The sequence below is a fragment of the Pseudogulbenkiania sp. FW507-F1 genome, from assembly GCF_058781125.1.
Genome location: NZ_JBYSWM010000001.1, coordinates 265,995 through 285,998, shown reverse-complemented (window position 1 = coordinate 285,998; position 20,004 = coordinate 265,995). Strand labels below are relative to the sequence as shown.

The 20,004-nt window shown below is 60.7% G+C and carries 19 protein-coding genes and 1 tRNA gene; 7 read left to right on the top strand and 13 right to left on the bottom strand.

Translation table 11 applies throughout. From position 1 onward, the window contains the following. The first annotated feature begins 1 nt into the window (after position 1). The 6 genes from AC3WG5_RS01360 to AC3WG5_RS01335 all read left to right on the top strand — a co-directional run bounded on the left by AC3WG5_RS01360 (position 2) and on the right by AC3WG5_RS01335 (position 7,191). Positions 2-1,156 (top strand): glycosyltransferase family 9 protein, encoded by a 1,155-nt coding sequence (locus AC3WG5_RS01360; RefSeq protein WP_492567514.1) that lies wholly within the window; start codon positions 2-4, stop codon positions 1,154-1,156. Then, complete coding sequence (locus AC3WG5_RS01355) at positions 1,153-2,358, top strand: glycosyltransferase (protein ID WP_492567513.1); 1,206 nt, start codon at positions 1,153-1,155, stop codon at positions 2,356-2,358. The genes AC3WG5_RS01360 and AC3WG5_RS01355 overlap by 4 nt, the downstream gene beginning before the upstream one ends. A gap of 1 nt (position 2,359) precedes the next feature. After that, a complete protein-coding gene (locus AC3WG5_RS01350; protein WP_492567512.1) occupies positions 2,360-3,475 on the top strand; it encodes a glycosyltransferase family 9 protein in 1,116 nt (371 codons plus the stop codon). Next, the gene (locus tag AC3WG5_RS01345; protein WP_492567511.1) at positions 3,472-4,758 is read left to right on the top strand and encodes an O-antigen ligase family protein; all 1,287 of its coding nucleotides are present in this window, start codon (positions 3,472-3,474) and stop codon (positions 4,756-4,758) included. The genes AC3WG5_RS01350 and AC3WG5_RS01345 overlap by 4 nt, the downstream gene beginning before the upstream one ends. Beyond that, positions 4,755-5,819 carry a glycosyltransferase family 9 protein gene (locus AC3WG5_RS01340; RefSeq protein WP_492567510.1) on the top strand — a complete coding sequence of 355 codons (1,065 nt, stop codon included), beginning with the start codon at positions 4,755-4,757 and terminating at the stop codon, positions 5,817-5,819. The genes AC3WG5_RS01345 and AC3WG5_RS01340 overlap by 4 nt, the downstream gene beginning before the upstream one ends. A gap of 88 nt (positions 5,820-5,907) precedes the next feature. After that, positions 5,908-7,191, top strand: a complete 1,284-nt coding sequence (locus AC3WG5_RS01335) for a nucleotide sugar dehydrogenase (RefSeq protein WP_492567509.1) — start codon at positions 5,908-5,910, stop codon at positions 7,189-7,191. Between the two features lie 107 nt (positions 7,192-7,298). On the opposite strand, the gene AC3WG5_RS01330 is transcribed toward AC3WG5_RS01335, so the two are convergent. From AC3WG5_RS01330 to AC3WG5_RS01295, 8 genes are all read right to left on the bottom strand, one after another. Continuing rightward, complete coding sequence (locus tag AC3WG5_RS01330) at positions 7,299-7,676, bottom strand: type IV pilus assembly protein FimV (protein WP_008952254.1); 378 nt, start codon at positions 7,674-7,676, stop codon at positions 7,299-7,301. A gap of 93 nt (positions 7,677-7,769) precedes the next feature. Next, positions 7,770-8,858 carry a 3-dehydroquinate synthase gene (gene aroB / locus AC3WG5_RS01325; protein ID WP_492567508.1) on the bottom strand — a complete coding sequence of 363 codons (1,089 nt, stop codon included), beginning with the start codon at positions 8,856-8,858 and terminating at the stop codon, positions 7,770-7,772. Beyond that, positions 8,855-9,412 (bottom strand): shikimate kinase, encoded by a 558-nt coding sequence (locus AC3WG5_RS01320; RefSeq protein WP_040652120.1) that lies wholly within the window; start codon positions 9,410-9,412, stop codon positions 8,855-8,857. The genes aroB and AC3WG5_RS01320 overlap by 4 nt, the downstream gene beginning before the upstream one ends. A 34-nt stretch (positions 9,413-9,446) precedes the next feature. After that, on the bottom strand, positions 9,447-11,522 hold the full coding sequence (locus AC3WG5_RS01315; protein ID WP_492567507.1) for a type IV pilus secretin PilQ: 2,076 nt from the start codon (positions 11,520-11,522) through the stop codon (positions 9,447-9,449). Further along, the gene (locus tag AC3WG5_RS01310; protein ID WP_492567506.1) at positions 11,522-12,037 is read right to left on the bottom strand and encodes a pilus assembly protein PilP; all 516 of its coding nucleotides are present in this window, start codon (positions 12,035-12,037) and stop codon (positions 11,522-11,524) included. The genes AC3WG5_RS01315 and AC3WG5_RS01310 overlap by 1 nt, the downstream gene beginning before the upstream one ends. Next, a complete protein-coding gene (locus AC3WG5_RS01305; RefSeq protein ID WP_482583993.1) occupies positions 12,034-12,669 on the bottom strand; it encodes a type IV pilus inner membrane component PilO in 636 nt (211 codons plus the stop codon). The genes AC3WG5_RS01310 and AC3WG5_RS01305 overlap by 4 nt, the downstream gene beginning before the upstream one ends. Then, entirely contained in the window at positions 12,666-13,250 is a 585-nt protein-coding gene (locus AC3WG5_RS01300) for a PilN domain-containing protein (RefSeq protein ID WP_482583994.1), read from the bottom strand. Before AC3WG5_RS01300 ends, AC3WG5_RS01305 begins: the two co-directional genes overlap by 4 nt. Continuing rightward, positions 13,250-14,362 carry a pilus assembly protein PilM gene (locus tag AC3WG5_RS01295; RefSeq protein ID WP_492567505.1) on the bottom strand — a complete coding sequence of 371 codons (1,113 nt, stop codon included), beginning with the start codon at positions 14,360-14,362 and terminating at the stop codon, positions 13,250-13,252. Before AC3WG5_RS01295 ends, AC3WG5_RS01300 begins: the two co-directional genes overlap by 1 nt. A gap of 123 nt (positions 14,363-14,485) precedes the next feature. Here AC3WG5_RS01295 and AC3WG5_RS01290 point away from each other — a divergent pair, with 123 nt between their 5' ends. Then, positions 14,486-16,867, top strand: coding sequence for a penicillin-binding protein 1A (locus AC3WG5_RS01290; RefSeq protein WP_492567504.1), 2,382 nt, complete (start codon positions 14,486-14,488; stop codon positions 16,865-16,867). 128 nt (positions 16,868-16,995) lie between these two features. On the opposite strand, the gene AC3WG5_RS01285 is transcribed toward AC3WG5_RS01290, so the two are convergent. The 5 genes from AC3WG5_RS01285 to ispB all read right to left on the bottom strand — a co-directional run bounded on the left by AC3WG5_RS01285 (position 16,996) and on the right by ispB (position 19,719). After that, positions 16,996-17,268 carry a VF530 family protein gene (locus AC3WG5_RS01285; protein WP_482583997.1) on the bottom strand — a complete coding sequence of 91 codons (273 nt, stop codon included), beginning with the start codon at positions 17,266-17,268 and terminating at the stop codon, positions 16,996-16,998. Then, positions 17,265-17,648 carry a YkgJ family cysteine cluster protein gene (locus AC3WG5_RS01280; protein WP_492567503.1) on the bottom strand — a complete coding sequence of 128 codons (384 nt, stop codon included), beginning with the start codon at positions 17,646-17,648 and terminating at the stop codon, positions 17,265-17,267. The genes AC3WG5_RS01285 and AC3WG5_RS01280 overlap by 4 nt, the downstream gene beginning before the upstream one ends. Positions 17,649-17,843: 195 nt before the next feature. After that, entirely contained in the window at positions 17,844-18,236 is a 393-nt protein-coding gene (locus AC3WG5_RS01275) for a hypothetical protein (RefSeq protein ID WP_492567502.1), read from the bottom strand. A 418-nt stretch (positions 18,237-18,654) separates the two neighbouring features. Further along, positions 18,655-18,729: transfer RNA gene (locus AC3WG5_RS01270), tRNA-Arg, on the bottom strand. Between the two features lie 15 nt (positions 18,730-18,744). Further along, a complete protein-coding gene (gene ispB, locus AC3WG5_RS01265) occupies positions 18,745-19,719 on the bottom strand; it encodes an octaprenyl diphosphate synthase (RefSeq protein ID WP_492567533.1) in 975 nt (324 codons plus the stop codon). Positions 19,720-20,004: the final 285 nt, after the last annotated feature.

Below are 20,004 nucleotides of genomic sequence, written 5' to 3'. Positions count from 1 at the left end.
GATGGGCACCCGCATCCGTGAAGCCTTGCTCGAGCGCGGCCTCGGGTTGATCCGGCATTTCGACCGGCGCCATCCCGATCCTGCTGAACTAGGTACGCCGGCCATTGCCCGCATCCTGGTGATCTCGTCCACGGCGATTGGCGACACGCTGCTGTCGACGCCGGCCATCCGCAGTCTGCGCCAAGCCTATCCGGCGGCGCACATCGTGCTGCTGGTCAATGCGCCCTACCAAGGGCTGTTCGCAAGCAACCCCGATATCGACGGCACTATCGCGTATCCCGGCGGCTATCGCCGTTTCTTCCGCCTGGCGCGGGCGCTGCGCCGCGAGCGTTTCGACCTGGTCGCCATTCTGCACGGCAACGAACCACAGGCCACTCCGCTGGCTTATCTGAGTGGGGCACGCTGGCGTTTCAAGTGGCCCAACAACAACCGCTTCCGCTTCCTGTTGAGTAATACCGAACCGGTCAAGGGCTGGGACGATTTCCCGCACGGTATCGATCAGCGTCTGGCGGTCGCGCATGCCGCCGGTGCGACGGATCTCGACCGCCATATGGTGATGCCGGTAAGCGATGTCGCACGCCAGTCGGTGAGCGATTTCCTGGCGGGCAAGCACGGCATTGCCGATGACGTACCCGTCGCGGGATTCCAGGTCGGCGCCTCGACCGCCAGCCGGCGCTGGCGGCCCGAGCGTTACGCCGAACTGGGCCGGCAACTGCTGGTAGCGTACCCCGAGCTACGAATTGTGATTACCGGCTCGCCACAGGAGCGGGGCTTGGCCGAGCAGGTGGCGCAGGCCATTGGTAATGAACGCGTGGCGGTCACGGCGGGCGAAGTCAAACTGACGGAGATGCCGGCACTGGTGCAGCGCTTTGCCTGGCTGGTGACGCCGGACACCGGCATCATGCATCTGGCGTTGGCGGTTGGCACACCGATCGTCGGCCTGTTCGCCGCCGCGCACTGGTCCCGTTCCGGGCCAAGCGCGGATCTGGAGCGCCACATCGTGATTCAGAAGTGGCGTACTTGCGAACCTTGTCTGGGCAAGCGCTGCCACTATACCGCGCCACCCTGCATGGACAATATCACCGTGACGGAAGTCTTCGACGCCTGTCGGCAACACGCTGCCAAATCGGGACTTGCTGCTGAGAGTCTGGCATGACACAAAAACGTATTCTGCTGTTGGATACCGGCAAGGAGTGGGGTGGCGGCACCAACAGCATGTTCGAACTGCTCAAGCGCATCGACCGTCAACGCTTCCACGTGACCTGCCTGTTCTATCATGATTACCCCAAAGGCAAGGACAGCAGTCTTGGCCGGGAGCTGGCCAAGATCGGCATCGAACTCAAGCTGCTGCCGCAGCGACGCCAGCCGCTGTGGGCGAAGCTCGCCAAGGAGTTGGGGCGTGGAGTGCTGGCCTGGCACAAGCCGGCGCGTGAACGTTGGGTCGCCCGGGTTGAACAAACGTGGCGCATCCGTCCCAACGTCGACCGGCTGACCCGTGAGTTGCAGAGCGGCGGTTACGATCTGCTTTACATGAACAACCAGCCGCGTTCGAACATCGAAGGTTATCTGGCGGCCGAGACTGTCGGCATCCCAGTGGTGCAGCACTGTCGCATCGAACCGGTGATGGATGCAGCCACTTCCCGGCTCGTCAACCGGGTGGCCCGTAAGGTCATCGGCGTATCCAATGGTGTGGTCAGCGCCTTGCTGCAGGCTGGCGTCGAGCCTGCCAAATGCCTGCCGGTATTCAACGGCATCGATCCCGACCAGCCGCTGCCGGATGGTCAGGCTGTACGCAGTCAGTATGGCATCGGTGAACAGGAGGTGGTGTTTGGCGCGGTGGGGTCGCTGATCGAGCGCAAGGGCATCCGTTATGTCCTGGAGGCCGCCAGCAAGCTGAATGTGGCAAAGACGCCTTTCCGCATCTTGTTGGTGGGCGATGGTCCACAGCGCGCCGAGTTACAGACGCTGGCCGAGCAGCTGGGTGTCGCCGACCGGGTGATCTTTACCGGTTTCCAGCCGGCACCGTTGCCTTTCGTCGCGGCGATGGATGTTTGTCTGCTGGCGTCGCAGAGCGAAGGGCTGCCCAGAGTTCTGCTCGAAGCCATGCTGCTGGCCAAACCCGCCATCGCGTCCAACGTCGTCGGCTCGCGCGAACTGGTGGCCGATCAGCAAAGCGGACTGCTCGTTCCCTATGCCGACAGCCATGCCTTGTTCTGTGCCATGCAGCAACTGTTGAGCGAACCGCAACGCCGTCGTCAACTGGGCGAGCAAGGGCGAGCGATCGTGACCCGGCAGTACACCATCCGCGCCTATGTGGATGGTGTTGAACGCGTGCTGGCCGCCGCTATGGAGTGCTAAGGTGCTCTTCCTGTTATTGACCTGGTTTGCGTCGCCCCTGCTGGCCCTCCGCTTGCTGCTGACCCGGAAGCGGGAGCCAGCCCATATCCTGCTGATTCAGACCGCCAAAATCGGCGATATGATCTGCACAACTCCCTTGTTTGCTGCTATTCGGGAGCGCTTTCCTCTGGCTAGGCTGACGGTTCTGGCTGATCCCGTAACGGCCTCCTTGATTGAAGCCGACCCCAATATCAGCCAGGTGTGGCGTTATCCGGCGCGTGCATTCAAAGGCTTTGCCGGCCGCTGGCGCCTTTTCCGCTTACTGACTCGGGAACAGGTAGATGCCACCATTTGTGTAAGCCCCAATCAGGCTTTTCTGCTGGTGCCATTCTGGGCCGGCGTATCAAGACGACTGAGCATCCTGCCCAATCTGGGTGGTGGGCTCAGTTACCGGCTGGCCGCCCCCTTGTTGTCCCATGGCGAGTGCCATCTGGCAGGTCGCAGCGTCTTGGAAACTGAGTGGCATCTGCTCAAGCATCTAGGTATTCCGGCGACGGGGCGGAAAATCATCCATGTCAGGGAGGAGAGCCGACAGAAGGCTCAAGCTTTGCTGCCGCCCAAGACACAACCTTGGGCTGGGCTTGGCATTAGCAGCGGGAACAAGCTCAAGGCGCTGTCAGTTAGACAACTGAAGGGGTTAGCTGAAAGCTTGTTGCAGAAGGGGTATAGGGTAGTACTGGTCGGCGCGAAAGAAGACAAGCCCATTTCTGCCGAATTGATTGCCGCTTTGCCTGAAGAAACTGTCATTGATAGCGCTGGTCTGTTTGCGCTGGCCGACTTGCCCGCAATGATCGAGATGCTGGATTTCTATGTGGGAGTCGACTCTGGTATTACTTACCTGGCCGATGCGTTTAACGTTCCCTTGGTTGATTTCATGGGCCCGGCGGATGCCGATGATCAGTCACCGGATGGGCGACAGGCGATAGTAGTCCGTAGCCCTGAGCCATGCGCCCCCTGCTCACATGCATTCGATGCACCTTATTTTTGCAAGGTCGGAACACGGGCTTGTGTTTTGGGCATAGCTGAATTGGATCAATTGCCTGAAGTGGCTCTACAAAGAAAGACAAAATCGGAATGACCTCCTTCTTTAGTGTTTCTCGTGATGGCGGGCGATTGGGCGTATATCAAGGTGACCTAACGCCGATATTGTTGGCAATCTATGTCTTCGCGGCAGCTACAACAGGTCTGACCGCGGTGATGAATATCGCTTTCTGGTTGGCTGTTCTGACGTTTTTTTGGCAACGCTTGAGCAAGCGCAAACCCTGGGCCATCAGCACGGGGCCGGTGCCATATGCCATGCTAGCCATGACGATGGTCTTTTTTCTGAGCCTGGCTGTCAATCCGGCATGGCTGTCCAATAATCTCCACGAATTCTGGAAAGACCACGTCCGTAACCTGTTGGTTTTCCTGATGGCGTTGAGTTCGATTCGTAGCATGCAAGCGTTGCGGCCGCTACTGATGGCCGCTGTTGCGGGATTCACCGTGCGTGCCCTGCTGCTGCTTGGTTTGTACTGGGGGGATTTCCAGGCCCTGTTACCCTACCGCAAGGGGTTTGCGCTGGATGCCACCTTCCTCTTCACTATCACGGCGGCCTTGTTCCTGTTCGACAAGGGATTGCCGCGCTACCTTCGTTTAGTGTTGGGCGGTGCGCTGCTGGTGCAGGCGGTACCGCTGATGCTGCATGGCAGCCGGACGCCCTTGTTGGCTATCGCTGCCGGCCTGATAGTGGCGGCGGTGCTTGGCCGTTATTGGAAATGGCTGTTTACTGGCCTATTGGTCGTGGTGGTCGGGTTGGTCGGCATGGCGCAGGCTCGCCCTGACCTAGTTACCCGTTATGCCAGCCCGTTCAGTGAGCAAACCTACCAGCAGGATAGTTCCTTTTTGGAGCGACGCGGCATTTGGTTTGTGACTTCCTCGCTCATTCGAGGGCACCCATTGCTGGGTTATGGCCCCGGCTGGAGAAAACTGGCACCGCTGGCACGTAGCGAAGGTTATATCGAGAAATTGGCCGGTTCAGGTGAACGACAGGACATGCTGGCCCACGATTATTTCCGGGATAAGGGTTATGGCAAGGCCAACCCTCACAACCTCTATCTGCAGGTGGTATTTGAAACCGGTTTGCTTGGCCTTTCGGTATATCTGGTTTTCTTGTCCTGCACATTGTGGTGTGCCATACGACTTTGGGGTACCCGTATTCAAGACAATACCACCTTGTCACTGACGGCGGTGGCCCTGTTGGTCTGCTACCTGATCACGGGTTTTGCCAACGGATTGTGGGCGGGCTCTGTAATGCTGCTGCTTATCGCCGCCGTCATGGCCAATCAGGCGTGTACCATGCGCGCAGCTGGCGATTCTGCATGAAAGTCCTTGTCATCCGCCGTGACAACATCGGCGACCTGATCTGTACCACGCCGCTGCTACAGTTGCTTCGCGACGGTTATCCCGATGCGCAGATCGATCTTTTGGTCAATGATTACAACGCTCCCGTTGTGATGGAGGGACAGCCGGTCGATACGGTGCATATCTACCGCAAGGCTAAGCATCGCCATACGGGCGAGTCCAAACTGGCCATCTGGTGGCAGACGTTCAAGTTGATCCTGTCGTTGCGCCGGCAAAGGTATGACTTTGCGATTCTTGCCGGCTCGACCTACTCGGCCCAGGCGGCCAAGTTCGCCCGCTTGATCGGAGCGAAAAGCGTGGTGGGCTACCTTCCGAGGCAAGGCGCCCCGGAGGTAGACCTTCCCGTCAGCCCATTGCCGTCAGCCTGCCACCATGTCGAAGCGACGGCGCATCTGGCCTCGGCCTTGTCCATCGGCAAACGGCCGGGTGCCGTCAGAATCGTGGTACCCGGGAAGGCCGCCAGGCAAGCTCGGGATCGACTGGCCGCCAGTATGGCAATGGGGCGTGCCCCACTCAGGGTGGGTATCCATATTTCGGCACGCAAACCCTCCCAGCGTTGGCCCGTCGAGCGTTTCGAAGCATTGATCCGTCAATTGCATGCGGAACTGGACGCCGAATTCCTGCTGTTCTGGGCGCCGGGCGCCGCGGATAACCCTACCCACCCCGGCGACGATGAAAAGGCCTCCACACTGCTTTCCCGGCTGGATGGCCTGCCTGTACTGCCTTTTGTGACCTCCTCTCTGGACGAGCTGATGGCCGGGCTGGACCTGTGCGACAGTGTGATCTGCAGCGATGGAGGGGCCATGCACGTGGCCAATGCCTTGGGAAAACCGATCGTATGTTTCTTCGGCGGTAGTGATGCAACCCACTGGCGCCCTTGGAACGAACCGTACCAGCTGCTGCAGCCCCCATCGCAGGATGTGACGGATATCACGGTGGAGCAGGCCACCGCGGCCTTTCACCGACTACTGCTTGCGCTCCCTGACCAGTCCCCCCCATCGAATGTGGTGTCCGTTCGATAGCGCCATACTGGCAAGACCTTCCATTCCATTAAATACAGGGGAGGGAGGAGTATAATCATCCCATTTTTCGTATTGAGAGAATCGAATCGTGCCGGATCGCAAAGTCTCTGTCGTTGGCCTGGGCTACGTGGGCCTTCCTGTCGCCGTTGCCTTCGGCCAGAAAAGCCGTGTGATCGGCTTCGACATCAATCAGCAGCGCTTGGCCGAGCTCAGGAATGGCCATGACCGTACGCTGGAAGTGGAAGATGCCGAACTGGCGGCGGCCGATATCGTCTACACCGACGATGTTACGGTGCTGGCCGAGGCAGATTTCCATATCGTCGCTGTGCCGACCCCCGTTGACGATGCGCACCAACCTGATCTGACGCCGGTAGAGAAAGCGTCCGAGAGTGTCGCCAAGGCGCTGCGTCCCGGTGCGATCGTGGTGTACGAATCCACCGTCTATCCGGGGGTGACCGAGGAAGTCTGCGTGCCGATCCTGGAGCGGGTGTCCGGGCTCAAATGCGGAGTGGATTTCACCGTCGGTTACAGTCCGGAGCGTATCAATCCGGGCGACAAGGAACACACCTTCACCAAGATCAAAAAGGTCGTGTCCGGTCAGGATGCGGCGACGCTCGAGATCGTGGCGGGCGTGTACGCCTCGGTGGTGACAGCCGGCGTGCACAAGGCGTCTTCGATCAAGGTGGCCGAAGCCTCCAAGGTGATCGAGAACACCCAGCGCGACCTCAACATCGCGTTGATGAACGAGCTGGCTGTGCTGTTCGAGAAGATGGGCATCGATACGCTGGACGTGCTGGAAGCGGCCGGTACCAAGTGGAACTTCCTGCCGTTCCGCCCGGGGCTGGTGGGCGGCCACTGCATCGGCGTCGACCCATACTACCTCACTTACAAGGCCGAGCAACTGGGCTACATCCCGCAGGTGATCCATGCCGGACGCCGCATCAACAATGGCATGGGCACCTTCATCGCCCAGCGCACCATCAAGGAGATGATCCATGCCGGCATCAACATCCTCGGCAGTACCGTCACGGTGCTGGGCCTGACCTTCAAGGAAAACTGCCCTGATCTGCGTAATTCGCGCGTGATCGACGTGGTTACCGAACTCCGCGAGTTCGGTGTCCAGGTACAGGTGGCTGATCCGCAGGCCGATGCCGCCGAGGCTCGCCACGAGTATGGCGTTGATCTGGTGCCGATGGCGCAATTGGCTCCGGCGGATGCGGTGATCGTTGCCGTGGCCCACCACGAGTTCGCCGAGTTGTCGGCAACCGACTGGCTGCGCCAATGCCGTGGCGTGCCGGTCATCATCGATGTCAAGGGGAAGCTTGATAAAGCTGCGCTGTCGGAGGCCGGGGCGCGTTACTGGCGCCTGTGAGTGGTGGCAGTGGCTCTTCTTTAGAGGCTACTGCCGCTTAAAATGACAAAAGCCTGTCGGGTGCGACAGGCTTTTTTATATTGATTCAGCTTGCAGCTCAGCCAGGATCAGGCATTGAACAATGGGTTGGCCGGATCGAGGTCGCGGCCATTCTGCTGAATGGTCTTCCAGACCGGTTGGCCGTGAAGACGGGCGTGGACATCGCGTGCCAGCTGCGAGTAAGCCTTGGCATTGCGGTTGCTGGAGTAGGCACGGAGCAGGGCGACCTTGGCCGGCATATTATCCGGATCTTCGTCCAGCACGTCCTTGAGCACCCTGACGGCCTCGCCGGTTTTACCGTAGGCGAGGAACACTTCGGCTTCGGCCACGGGGTCGATGCCTCGGGCCTTGGGCGGCTTATACGTGATTGCCTTCCACAGCTTGCGTAGAAGGGAGAAAGCCACCATGAGCACCAAACTTGCGGTCAATCCTGCCAGAACGTCCATTGCTTTTCCCCCTGTCTGTTTAAAAGCGGTCGGAGGATTATCAAGTCTAGTAGCCGGGCTGATCAATCCGTAGAAATTCGTAGTGTCGGCGGCTCAAGCGGTGACGTTCTGTCCGCTTAACACCCGTTGCAGCACGTCATGGCTGACCTCGCTGCTGATGACGGCCTGGCCAAGCTGCTTCAGCAGCACGAAGCGCAATTTGCCTTGTTCGACTTTCTTGTCGTGCCCCATATGCTCCAGCCAGTTTGTCAGACCGAGGTCGGGAGCCTTGACGGGTAGGCCGGCACGTTGGATGAGCGAGATCACGCGTTCGACATCGGCGGCATTCAGCCAGCCCAGCTCCTGCGAGGTCGCGGATGCCAGGACCATTCCGGCCGCCACTGCCTCGCCGTGCAACCAGGCTCCGTATCCCAGCCCGGCCTCGATGGCGTGGCCGAAGGTATGGCCCAGGTTCAGCAAGGCACGCACGCCGCTTTCCTTCTCATCCTGCCCGACGATCTCCGCCTTCATTTCGCAGCAGCGGTTCACGGCATATTCTAGCGAAGCGGGGTCTCGGGCCCGCAGCTGTTCGATGTTGCTTTCCAGCCAGACCAAAAACTCGGCATCACCCAGCAGGCCATACTTGATGACCTCGGCCAAACCGGCAGACAGCTCGCGGTCTGATAACGTATCCAGCAGCACCATATCGGCGATGACCACTCGCGGCTGGTAGAACGCCCCGATCATGTTCTTGCCGAGTGGATGATTGATGGCGGTCTTGCCTCCGACCGACGAGTCGACCTGGGCGAGCAGCGTAGTCGGAATCTGGATAAACGGTGCCCCGCGCTGGTAGCAGGCGGCGGCAAACCCTGTCATGTCGCCGATGACGCCTCCCCCGAGTGCGATCAGCGTGGTCTTGCGTTCGCAATTGCCGGAAAGCAGGGCGTCAAAGATCAGGTTGAGGGTGTCCCAGGTTTTGTACGACTCGCCATCGGGCAGCACCACGACGCGCGTTGCAATCCCTTCCGCCTTGAGTGCCTGTTCCAGCGGTGCCAGATACAGCGGGGCAACGGTGCTATTGGTGACGATGGCAACACTGGGAATGGGCAGATGGGGCTTGAGCAGATCGGTCCGCGTCAGCAGGTTGCGGCCGATATGGATCGGGTAGTGGGCGTCGGGCAGCTTCAGGTCTAGAGTGATCATGGTCGGGAGTCTTGATGGCGGTGTTGGCGCTCGAACAGCTGCGCTTCAAGTTGACTGACCAGCAGGTTGACGTTTTGCTGGGTGGTGTCGACGATCAGGTCCGCCACCTCGGTGTAGAGCGGGTCGCGTTCCTTGAGCAGACTTTCCAGCTTGGCCTTGGGGTCAGCGGTCTGGAGCAGGGGACGGTTGCGGTCATGCTGGGTTCGGGCCAACAGGTCATCGATATTGGCACGCAGGTAAATCACGACTCCATTGTCTTTCAGCAACTGGCGATTTTCCGGACGCAGGATGGCCCCACCTCCTGTCGCCAGGATGATGTTGTCGCGTTGCACCAGTTCGGCGATGGCGCAGCTCTCCCGATCACGAAAACGCTGCTCGCCTTCTATTTCGAAGATGGTGGCGACCTTGACGCCCGTTTTGGCCTCGATTTCGTGATCGGAGTCGTAAAAGGTCTTGCCGGTTTTGCGCGCCAGCGCACGGCCTACCGTCGTCTTGCCGGCTCCCATCAGTCCGACAAGAAAAAAATTGCCTGCCAGTGTATCCATGGCAGGCATTGTAGCGGAAGCACGCGCGATCGTCTGCGCTGTCCTAGCGGCTGTTTATGTCGAAATCGCTGACGACACGTGGCGTCAGGAAAACCAGCAGCTCCGTGCGGTTGTCTTTCTTCGTCCTGCTCCGGAACAGGGCGCCCAGCAGGGGAATGTCACCAAGCAGGGGTACCTTGCTGAGGCCTTCATTTTCGTCCTGGGTGTAGATGCCACCGATAACCACGGTACCCCCGTTCTCGACCAGCACCTGGGTATTGACCTTTTTGGTCTTGAGCGAGGGAACCCCATTCGACAGGTTGGCGAAGTCGGCGGTGTCGTTGTTGATCTGGATGTCCATCAAGATGGTGCTGTCAGGGGTAATCTGGGGCTTCACCTTCAGGCTCAGTACCGCCTTTTTGAATGAGGTGGAGGTGGCGCCGCTGGAGGTGGCTTCCTGATAAGGGATCTCCTGCCCCTGCTCGATAGTGGCCTCGGTACGGTCGGAAGTCAGCACCCGCGGGCTGGCGACGATCTTGCCCTGGCTTTCGGTTTGCAATGCCTGCAACTCCAGGCCGATCAGGTTGCTGGCACCGGCCTTGTAGACGGCGCCGATGGTCCCCGTAGCCGCACTGTTGGTCGGCAGATTCACCAAGGTGTCGGTGAGGCTGCCGTTGCCGGCTCCGGCGATATTGCCGCCCAGACTCAGACGGCCGATTCGGTCGTACGACAGCTTGACGCCCAGTTCGCGGCTGAAGTTGTCGGTGGCTTCGACGATGCGTGCCTCGATCACGACCTGTTTGACCGGGGTGTCGGTTTTTGTGATCAGGTCGCGAATCTTGTCGATAACCGTTGTCGTATCGTTGATGATCAGGGTGTTGGTTTTGGGGTCGATCAGGGCGCTGCCACGATCAGAGAGCAGGGTGCTGCGTCGTCCGCTGCCGCTACCGGTGCCTCCCTTGCTGTCTTCTTCCAGGATTTTCTTGAAATCCTCGGCGCTGCGGTAACGCAGCACGAAGGTTTCCGAACGCAGCGGTTCCAGCGTGGTGAGCTGGTTCTTGGCCTCGTAAACCTGCTTGTCCCGGGCCAGCAGCTCTTCGCGCGGGGCGATACGGATGATGTTGCCGCTACGCCGCTTGTCCAGGCCCTTGCTGTCGAGGATCAGGTCGAGCGCCTGATCCCATGGCACGTCTTTCAGGCGCAGTGTGATCTTGCCGTTGACCGAGTCGCTGGTGACGATGTTGAGCCCGGTGAATTCGGCGATGACCTGCAGCACGGTACGGACTTCGATATCCTGGAAATTGAGCGAGAGCTTGTCGCCCTTGTAGACCGGCTTGTCCAACTCGTTCTGTGCTTTTTGATCCTGGGTCAGTTTCTTCACCTCGACCACCAGTTTGCGGTCGGTCTGGTACGAGGAATAGTCCCAGTCGCCTTGTGGCTGGATGACGATGTGGCTGCTCCTGCCCTGGTTCATGGCGTCGATCTTGCTGACCGGAGTGCCAAAGTCGGTGACGTCGAGCTTGCGGTCCTGGCCGGCAGACAAGTTGCTGCCCTGGATATCCACCACGATATTCTTGCCCTGGCGTTTGATGTCCACCGGGACATCGTTCGATGGCAGGTTGATCTCTACCCGGCCCTCGCCGTTATGGCCCCGCCGGAAGTCGAGAGCGAGCGGTGTGCGGTAGGCGGTACTTGCCGTTGGTGTCGGGCTCGCGGGGGTGGTGTCGAGCGGGACGGCGGTCCGCTGCTCTGCCTGCAGGTTGCTGTTCAGGCTGATCAGCAGCGTGTTGTTGCTGACTTTGGTGGAATAAGAGGCGTTCTTGGCCAGATTCAATACGATACGAGCGCGGCCATTGCTGGCGATGGCAACGGCAGAGGGAACCAGGGGGTTGCCCAGTTCGGTGAAGCTGTTGGGTAGCTTGATATCGGTATCGGCAAAGTCGAGCGCGATCCTGGGGGGATTGGAGATGGCGAAACTGTTGGGCTTGGGGGCCGGACCGTCGAAAGTCAGCTGAAGAACCTGTTCGTTGCCGTCGGTTTTGCTGATGTTGATCCCCGTAATGGCAACGCCGGCATGGGCCAGGCTGAAGGAGAGGGCAAGACCCAGTCCGGATAGCAGTTTGATGGCATGCGTGTTCATTATTTCTGCCCTTGTTCTACGAGGTACATGGTCGTTGTGCGCTGTACCCATTCGCCGTTCAGGTCTTCAACTGTTTCGGCCAACTCGATTCCGGCTTCGGAGATGTGTTTGATCTGCCCGAAATTGGGCCCCACGAAGTTGCCAGGCTGAACCCGGTAGACCGTGTTCTCCGGTGTGCGGATCAGACCGTAGGTCACTCCGCCGCGCTTCAGGATGCCGACCATTTTCAGTTTGTCCAGGTCGTAGTTTTCCAGCGTCTCGCGCGGACGATCGAAGTCCGGCGCGTTGGCACTGTTCTGGCGCTTGGCGGCCAGCAATTTTTGCGGGTCGAACGGGTCGCGCAGGTCGAAGGCCTGGTACACGAAGGGCTGATAGGGTTGTGCCATCGGGATGGGGTCGATCTGACCGGCCAGGCCCTTGCCGGCTTCGTTCATCCAGCGGTCGAGGTCATCGGTGCTGTTGCTGCCACAGCCGGCGAGGAGGAGCAGCAGAGACAAGAAGCCAGGTTTGTTCATTTCTTGGCCTCTTTCTTGTTGATGGCGGCGAGGCGTTCTTCCGGTTCCAGCGAGCGGTAGGTTTTGGCCGTGGCCTCCATGCTCAACCGCGGGGTGCTGGTCGGTCCCTTGGCGTCTTGGGGGGCCAGCTTGATATCGCTCAGCGTGACGATCCGCGAGAGCTGGCCGACGTCGCTGACGAAGGAGGCCAGCTCCTTGTAATTGCCGGTCAGACGTATGCTGATGGGCAGCTCGGCCATTTCGGCGGACTTGATTTCTCCGCCGGGGCGGAACAGCTCGAACTGCAGGCCGCGGCCGATCCCGGCCTGGTTGATTTCGGTCAGCAGGGATTCCATTTCGGACTTGCTGGGGAGCTGCTTGAGCAGGGCGCCGAACGAGCGTTGGATCTCGGCCAGCTGCTGTTCCAGCGCGGCGAGGTTGATGGCCTGGCGTTTTTTGTCGAGATAGGTCTGCTTGAGTTGTTCTTCCTGGTGCTGGGCGCTGTTCAGGGTGTCAAGCTGATCTCCCAGGACCAGGTAATAGCCGAGGAAAACGATCAGCCCGATCAGGCCGGCCAGAGCCCCGAGCTGGGCCGGCAGCGGCCAGTTCGGCATGTCCTTGGGGTCGAGGTTGCGCAATTCGTCGAGCGTCATGGCCGTGCTCCTTTCTTGCCTGGGGCGGGTGCGGCGGCTTCTTGTCCTTTCATGCCCAGTCGCAAGGTGAACTCGCTGACACGCTGGTTGTTGACGATGGCGGCCTTGACCTCGACCAGGACCGGGGCGTCGAACGTGGTGGATTGCGCCAGGGTGCGCATGTAGTTGGAGACGCGTGCGCCGGACAGGGCGTAGCCCGACAGGTCGAAGCTGCGGCCGGTTTGTCTGAAGTCCCTGAGGTAGACTCCGTCAGGGGTCTGGCGTACCAGCTGGTCAAAGATGTGGGTGGCCTCGTTGCGACCCTGCTGCAATTGTTCGACCAGTTGTTTCCTGGCGAGCAGCTCGTCGCGTTCCTTCTTGAGTCCCTCGATCTTCTTGATCTGGCCGTCCAGTTGGGCAATGGCATCCTGCAAGTACTGGTTGCGATGCTGTTGGTGGCCGATCCGGCTGTTCAGCACTAGATAGCTCGAGGCTACCACCACACCGGCGATGAGGATGGCGGCGGCCAGGAGGAGCTGGAAGCGGTGGCGGTGCGCTTCCTTGCTCTGCTCGCGGTGCGGTAACAGGTTGATGCGTATCATCAGTCGAACCTCCTCATGGCCAGGCCGCAGGCAACCAGCAGCGAAGGGGCATCGAGCAGCAGCTCCTTCAGGCGGATGGAGGAGGACTGCACCATGGTGGTAAAGGGGTTGGCGATCATGGTGCTGATCTGGGTGCGTGCGGCCACCGTGTCGTCAAGCCCGCTCAACATGCTGCAGCCGCCGGCCAGCAGGATGTAGTCGACCCGCAGGTATTGCGAGACGCTGACCGTGGTGTAGAAGAACTGCAGGGCACGCTGGATTTCCTGCGCCAGCGAGTCGACGAAGGGGTGCAGCAGTTCGGATTCGTAGCCGTCGGGCAGGGTCATGGCGCGCTTGCCGGATTCGGCTTCGTCGAACGAGATACCGTAGCGGCGCTGGATGTCGCGCGTCAGCTGCTGGCCGCCAAAGGCCTGTTCGCGGAAGTAGATCTGCTGGCCGTTGCGCAGCACGCTGCAGTGCAGCTTGCTGCTGCCGATATCGAACAGGGCGAAGGTCTGGTTGTGGCCTTGTTCGGGCAAGTGCAACTGAATCTGCTCGAACGCGGTCATCATGGCGAAGGACTCGACGTCGACGATCTTGACCTTGAGTCCGGCCATTTCCGCCGCGGCCACCCGTTCTTCCACCTTCTCCTTGCGGGCGGCGCACAGCAGGACTTCCAGGTCGTCGACGCTGGCAGGCGAGGGGCCGAGAATCTGGTAGTCGAGGTTGACCTCTTCCAGCGGGAAGGGAATGATCTGGTTGGCTTCGGTTTCGGCCAGTGCTTCGAGGTCGTCGGCCTGGTTCGCCGGCACCAGGATCTTCTTGTAGATCGCCATGGTGGTGGGTATGGCGACGGCGACGTTGCGGGCCGAACTGCCGAGGCGCTGCCAGGCGCGGCGGATGGTCTCTGCCACGCCTTCGATATTGTTGATGTTTCCCTCGGTGATCGCTTCCTTGGGCAGGGGCTCGATGACGTAACGCTCGATTTGCAGGCTGTTGCCGGAGCGGGAAAGTTCTACCAGCTTGATGGCGCTGCTGCTGATATCCAGTCCTAGCAGCGGAACATTGCCGGATTTCCCTAATCCAACCAGGCTCAACCAGTTGGCGCCGAATCCAAGTTTGTCGGATAGCATCGGTGAGGGCCCCAAGTATTTTTAAGTGGCGATCCGTCGGGACGGTATCGCAATCTAATGTTGTGTCTTGTCCTGACTTACAAGACGTTATAATCCGCTTTCCAGCGAAAGCCCATTCTGATCATGCTTAAACGAATTTTTGCGATTTTTGCCGGCTTGCTTATTGGTGGTGCCATCCTTGCTGCAGGTGGCCTGGCAATCGCAATCATCATAACGTATCCGCGTCTTCCCAGTCTTGACGTCCTTACCGATTACCGGCCGAAGATGCCGCTGCGCGTCTTTGCCGCGGATGGCCAGTTAATCGGCGAATTCGGCGAAGAACGACGTTCATTCATGCGCATCCAGGAGGTCCCGGTGCTGATGAAGGAGGCCGTGCTGGCCGCCGAGGACGATCGATTCTATCAGCATAGCGGTATCGATTATGTCGGCGTGATGCGTGCCGCTGTCGGCAATATCGTATCAGGCCATGCACGCTCTGGTGCCAGTACCATCACCATGCAGGTGGCAAAAAATTTCTTCCTTTCCAGTGAAAAGACTTTTAGCCGCAAGTTTAACGAGGCGCTGCTGGCTTTCAAGATCGAGCACGCGCTCTCCAAGGACCAGATTCTCGAGTTGTATTTCAACCAAATCTACCTGGGGCAACGTGCTTACGGCTTTGCCGCGGCGGCGCAGGCCTATTATGGCAAATCAATCAAAGACTTGAGTGTGGCGGAAATGGCCATGCTCGCCGGTCTGCCCAAGGCGCCGTCGGCGTACAACCCGATCGTGAACCCGGCGCGGGCCCGTCTGCGCCAGCAGTATGTGCTGCGCCGCATGCACGAATTGAACTTCATCAGCCAGGAACAGTACGACAACGCGCTGGCGGAGAAACTGCACGTGGCGGGGCAGGGGGCGGAAGCCAGCATGCCGGCTCAATATGTGGCGGAAATGGTACGCCAGGCCATGTATGACCGTTACCGCGACCAGGCCTACACCCAGGGCTTCAGGGTCTTCACCACCATCGACAGCAAGCATCAGCAGTGGGCGTACGACGCACTGCGTGCCGGCCTGATGGATTACGACCGCCGCCACAGCTACCGCGGGCCGGAGGGGTTCGTCGACCTGTCCGGGCTGGAGGGTGATGACCGGATTGAGGCGCTGGACGAGGCGCTCGCGGAGATTCACGATAGCGGCGACTTGCAGCCGGGCGTGGTGCTCGAAGCGTCGAACCGCGCGGTGAAGGTGTATCTGCGTGGCGGGCAGGAGGTGTCGGTGAGCGGGCGCGGCCTGGATTTTGCGCGCCGTGCACTGAGCAGCAAGCTGACCCCGGCGCAGCAGCTGCGGCCGGGCGCCATCGTGCGCGTGCGGGCCGAGAGCAAGGGGGACTGGAGCATCGGCCAGATGCCGGAAGTGGAGGGCGCCTTCGTGTCGATGGATACCCGCACCGGCGCGATCAAGTCGCTGGTCGGGGGCTTCGACTTCAACCGCAGCAGCTTCAACCACGTGACCCAGGCCTGGCGTCAGCCCGGTTCGACCTTCAAGCCGTTCATCTATTCGGCCGGCATCGAGCGGGGTTTCACGCCGTCGACGCTGATCAACGATGCGCCGCTGACGATCGATCCGCAGGCGCTGGGCGGGCAGCGCTGGGAGCCGAAGAACGACGACGGCAAGTTCGCCGGCATGATCCCGATGCGCCGTGCGCTGGCGCTGTCGAAGAACCTGGTGTCGATCCGTGTGCTGATGGCCATTGGCACCGACTACGCCCAGCAGTACATCCAGCGCTTTGGCTTTGCCGCCAAGCAGCACCCGGCTTACCTGACCATGGCGCTGGGGGCCGGTTCGGCCACGCCGCTGCAGATGGCGGAGGGCTATTCCACCTTCGCCAACGGCGGTTATCGTACCCGTTCCTACTTTATCGACCGTATCGAGGATGTGAACGGCCGCGTGTTGGCCAAGACCGTGCCGACGGTGGCGGGTCAGAATGCACCGCAGGCGATCGATCCGCGTAACGCCTTCATCATGACTAGCATGATGAAGGATGTGGTGCGCTTCGGGACCGCCAACCGGGCCATGACGCTGGGACGCCAGGATCTGGCGGGCAAGACCGGTACCACCAGCGATTTCCGTGATGCCTGGTTTGCCGGCTTCAATCCGAATCTGGCTGCCGTGGTGTGGGTGGGTTACGACCAGCCGCGCAGCCTGGGCCGTTACGGTTACGGCGGTACCGCGGCACTGCCGATCTGGATCAACTACATGGCCAACGCCTTGAAGGGGTCGCCCGAGATCGATCTGCCGCCGCCGCCGGGGGTGGTGGTGCGTCCGGGAGGCGGCTTGCGTGGCGGCGACGAGTACTACTACGAGGAGTTCCAGCACACCAATCCGGAGTTGAGGCTGGATAACTCCGGTACCGTGCCGGGCGGCAGCGCGGCCAGCGATGCCAGCAATGGCGGCGCCGAGCCTCAGGGTGATGGCCAGACGCCGCCGGCGCGTGACGCGGTGGAGAACGTCAAGGAGCTGCTGTTCTGAGTGTCGGCCGGGGTGGGTCGAGGCTTCGGCCAACCTTGGCAGCGATAGGATGAAGGTGACGGCCCGGTCGGCAGCAGCTGAGCGGGCCGTTTTCTTTGCGCGAGTTGTGGGACGGGCTGGCGGGGTGTTCAGCCGCGGCGTGGTTTGATGAAGCCGGCCTTGCCGCCCGACGGAGCGGCGGGAGCGCGCTTGAGCTGCAGGTACAGCGCCTCGACCTGGCTGCGTGCCCAGGGAGTGCGACGCAAAAAGGTCAGGCTGGACTTGAGGCTGGGGTCGTGGTTGAAGCAGCGAATCTCAATCAGCTCGCCCAGCCGCGCCCAGCCGTAGTGGGCCACCAGTTCGGTCAGCATGCTTTCCAGCGTGATGCCGTGTAGCGGGTTGTTGGGTTGCGGCGTGCTCATGGGGTGGTTTTCTTGCGGTAGGCGCAGTAGCCCGGGCGCGGCCCGATGCGCGGATGGTTGCGGCAGGTGTCCGGCCGCTGGGCGTAGATGGTGCAGCGCCGGGTGTGCTTGTCGAGGTAGTGGCAGTCGCCGTTGGCGCGGCGCGCCAGGGTGAACAGTTCGCGCTTGAAGTTGAAGTGCTCGATCACGCCCTGCTTCATCAGGCGCTTGGCGATGTTCTTGGGCGGTTCGCCGGTTTCGAACTCGTCCACCACGCCGATGCGGATCAGGTCGGGCAGTCGGACTTCGACCGGCATGGTGCAGCAGCTGGCCATGCAGTCGCTGCACAACGAATCCTTGTACTTGAACCAGGTGCTGGTGCGGTCGATATCGGCGTACATGATGTCAGGCGGTAAAGCCGCGGCGGCGCAAGGGCCGGGCGCGGACGCAGGAAATGAAATGGCGCCCACCAGAAACCGGACTGTGGCCTGCAAGCCACGGCAGACAAGGATCTTGGTGCGCGCCGTTCAAAATTTACCGGCAAATATACCAACAAACGCGTGGTGCTGCCCCGCTTTTTGTCCGCGGGGGCGCCGTTATGCGTGCTTGTACGTGGCGTGGCGGGGCGTTGCACGGCGGGCTAAACGGGGCGTCTTGGCCTGACGCGATGGCGGTTTAACCTGGCGTGACGGTGCCTTGGCTTGGCTGATCTTTTTTGCGGCGGCCTTGCAGGGCTGCCACTTGCCTTTTGCGGTCGGCGCGGTGGGGGCGCCATAGCACCATCCATTGTTCTTGACGTGGGTAAACATCACGTCGCGCATATTGCAGGCCTTCAGCGTTTTCTGATCGTCGCCAATGCCGTTGCGGCATTCGCCATTCAAGTAGTCCGTGACGGTGAGCAGATCAGAGGCTTCCTTCTCTGACAGCGCCTGGGCCAGGGACGGCGCGGAAACGGCGGCAATCAGAATGCAAGCGAAGAGGCGTCGCATTGTGGCGGTCCAGAATGGTAAAGCCAGTGATGCTACATCATTCATTACGAAGCGGTTTCGAAACGTTCACCGTTTTGATGGCTATTCGATAAATTGCCCATTCGACATGATATTTTGGCCGTTTTTCAGTTTTTGTCATTTTTGTGGCGGCATGCCCGCCTGGCCATCGATTGATCTCACAGGGGTTTATCCGCAGGTATCAAGCGAGCTCGGGGGGCATTACGCCTGTCGTTGGTCGGCTTGCCCGAGGCTTGAGTGGGGGGGGGGGGCGCGTAGACACGTCAGCTGGCGAAAACGTTTGCCGCAAAATGACGGCTTCTGTTGGTATCGGTCGGAACGGTTCGGACATGAAAAAACCCGCAGAGCCTTGTGCTGTGCGGGTTTTGAGGTATCTTTCGGACTGCTTAGGAAGTTGGTTTGGCGCCCCCACCAGGAATCGAACCTGGAACTGCCCCTTAGGAGGGGGCTGTTATATCCATTTAACTACAGGGACGGCCTGAAAACGGGGTCAGCTGTTGCGTTCGACCGAGAGCCGGGCCAGTTCGACCAGCGCCTGCTTGCTGGGGCTGTCCGGCAGGCCGGTGATGGCGGCGACCGCCTGCTCGGCGGCGCGTACCGCTTCGCTCTTGGCGTAGTCCAGCGCGCCGCAGGATTGTACCGCAGCCAGTACCTCGTGGAAACGGTCGCCACGGGCATTCTCGATGGCGTCGCGCACGGTGGTGGCGGCTTCCGGGCTGCCGTGGCGCATGGTGTGGATCAGGGGCAGCGTCGGCTTGCCTTCGGCCAGGTCGTCGCCCAGGCTCTTGCCGATGGTCTCGGCGTCGCCGGAGTAGTCGAGCACGTCGTCGATGATCTGGAACGCGGTGCCCAGGTGCATGCCGTAGTCGGCCAGCGCCTTCTCCTGCTCCGGCGAGGCGGCGGCGATTAGCGCGCCGACGCGGCTTGCGGCCTCGAACAGCTTGGCGGTCTTGTACTGGATCACCTGCAGGTACTGTGCCTCGGTGACGTCGGTGTTGCCGATGTTGAGGAGCTGCAGCACCTCGCCTTCGGCGATGATGTTGGTGGCTTCGGCCATCACTTCCAGGATGGCCATGTTGCGCGTGGTGACCATCATCTGGAAGGCGCGGGTGTAGAGGAAGTCGCCGACCAGCACGCTGGCGGCGTTGCCGAACAGCGCGTTGGCGGTTTCGCGGCCGCGGCGCAGCTCGGATTCGTCCACCACGTCGTCGTGCAGCAGCGTGGCGGTGTGGATGAATTCGATCATCGCCGCCAGTTCGTGCAGGTGCTCGCCGCGATAGTCCAGCGCCTTGCCGGCAAGCAGGGTGAGCACCGGGCGCAGGCGCTTGCCGCCGGCGGAGATGATGTATTCCGCCACCTGGCGGATCAGGACGACGTCGGAGTGCAGGCGGGCACGGATGACGCGGTCGACCGTTTGCATGTCGTCGGCGAGCAGGGAGCGGAAGAGCGGGGTGGTGGACACGATGGTAAACCGGTTGTTTATGTTGTACTTGGAGCCCATTCGATTAGGCGGCTGCGCCTTTGCATCGTGAGCGCCGGCAGTGCCCGGAATGCTCATGCACGGTCTGTACATTCCGCTTCCTGTGCTCTGGCGGCACTCAACCTGCTTTGGCTCGCTCGCCTACAACTGGGACAGGCTCGTTGGCCGAAAATCCCGGCCGATGTTACCAGAAAAGCCCCTGTTCCCGCCATGCACCACTCGCATGGTGTAGTGCGGGTAAAAAAATTGACATGTTTCAGTGACTTAAGT

Coding starts and splice junctions, on each gene's coding strand:
- AC3WG5_RS01360 (WP_492567514.1), top strand. CDS start 2: ATGGGCACCCGCATCCGTGAAGCCTTGCTCGAGCGCGGCCTCGGGTTG.
- AC3WG5_RS01355 (WP_492567513.1), top strand. CDS start 1,153: ATGACACAAAAACGTATTCTGCTGTTGGATACCGGCAAGGAGTGGGGT.
- AC3WG5_RS01345 (WP_492567511.1), top strand. CDS start 3,472: ATGACCTCCTTCTTTAGTGTTTCTCGTGATGGCGGGCGATTGGGCGTA.
- AC3WG5_RS01340 (WP_492567510.1), top strand. CDS start 4,755: ATGAAAGTCCTTGTCATCCGCCGTGACAACATCGGCGACCTGATCTGT.
- AC3WG5_RS01330 (WP_008952254.1), bottom strand. CDS start 7,676: ATGGACGTTCTGGCAGGATTGACCGCAAGTTTGGTGCTCATGGTGGCT.
- aroB (WP_492567508.1), bottom strand. CDS start 8,858: ATGATCACTCTAGACCTGAAGCTGCCCGACGCCCACTACCCGATCCAT.
- AC3WG5_RS01320 (WP_040652120.1), bottom strand. CDS start 9,412: ATGCCTGCCATGGATACACTGGCAGGCAATTTTTTTCTTGTCGGACTG.
- AC3WG5_RS01315 (WP_492567507.1), bottom strand. CDS start 11,522: ATGAACACGCATGCCATCAAACTGCTATCCGGACTGGGTCTTGCCCTC.
- AC3WG5_RS01310 (WP_492567506.1), bottom strand. CDS start 12,037: ATGAACAAACCTGGCTTCTTGTCTCTGCTGCTCCTCCTCGCCGGCTGT.
- AC3WG5_RS01305 (WP_482583993.1), bottom strand. CDS start 12,669: ATGACGCTCGACGAATTGCGCAACCTCGACCCCAAGGACATGCCGAAC.
- AC3WG5_RS01300 (WP_482583994.1), bottom strand. CDS start 13,250: ATGATACGCATCAACCTGTTACCGCACCGCGAGCAGAGCAAGGAAGCG.
- AC3WG5_RS01295 (WP_492567505.1), bottom strand. CDS start 14,362: ATGCTATCCGACAAACTTGGATTCGGCGCCAACTGGTTGAGCCTGGTT.
- AC3WG5_RS01290 (WP_492567504.1), top strand. CDS start 14,486: ATGCTTAAACGAATTTTTGCGATTTTTGCCGGCTTGCTTATTGGTGGT.
- AC3WG5_RS01285 (WP_482583997.1), bottom strand. CDS start 17,268: ATGAGCACGCCGCAACCCAACAACCCGCTACACGGCATCACGCTGGAA.
- AC3WG5_RS01280 (WP_492567503.1), bottom strand. CDS start 17,648: ATGTACGCCGATATCGACCGCACCAGCACCTGGTTCAAGTACAAGGAT.
- AC3WG5_RS01275 (WP_492567502.1), bottom strand. CDS start 18,236: ATGCGACGCCTCTTCGCTTGCATTCTGATTGCCGCCGTTTCCGCGCCG.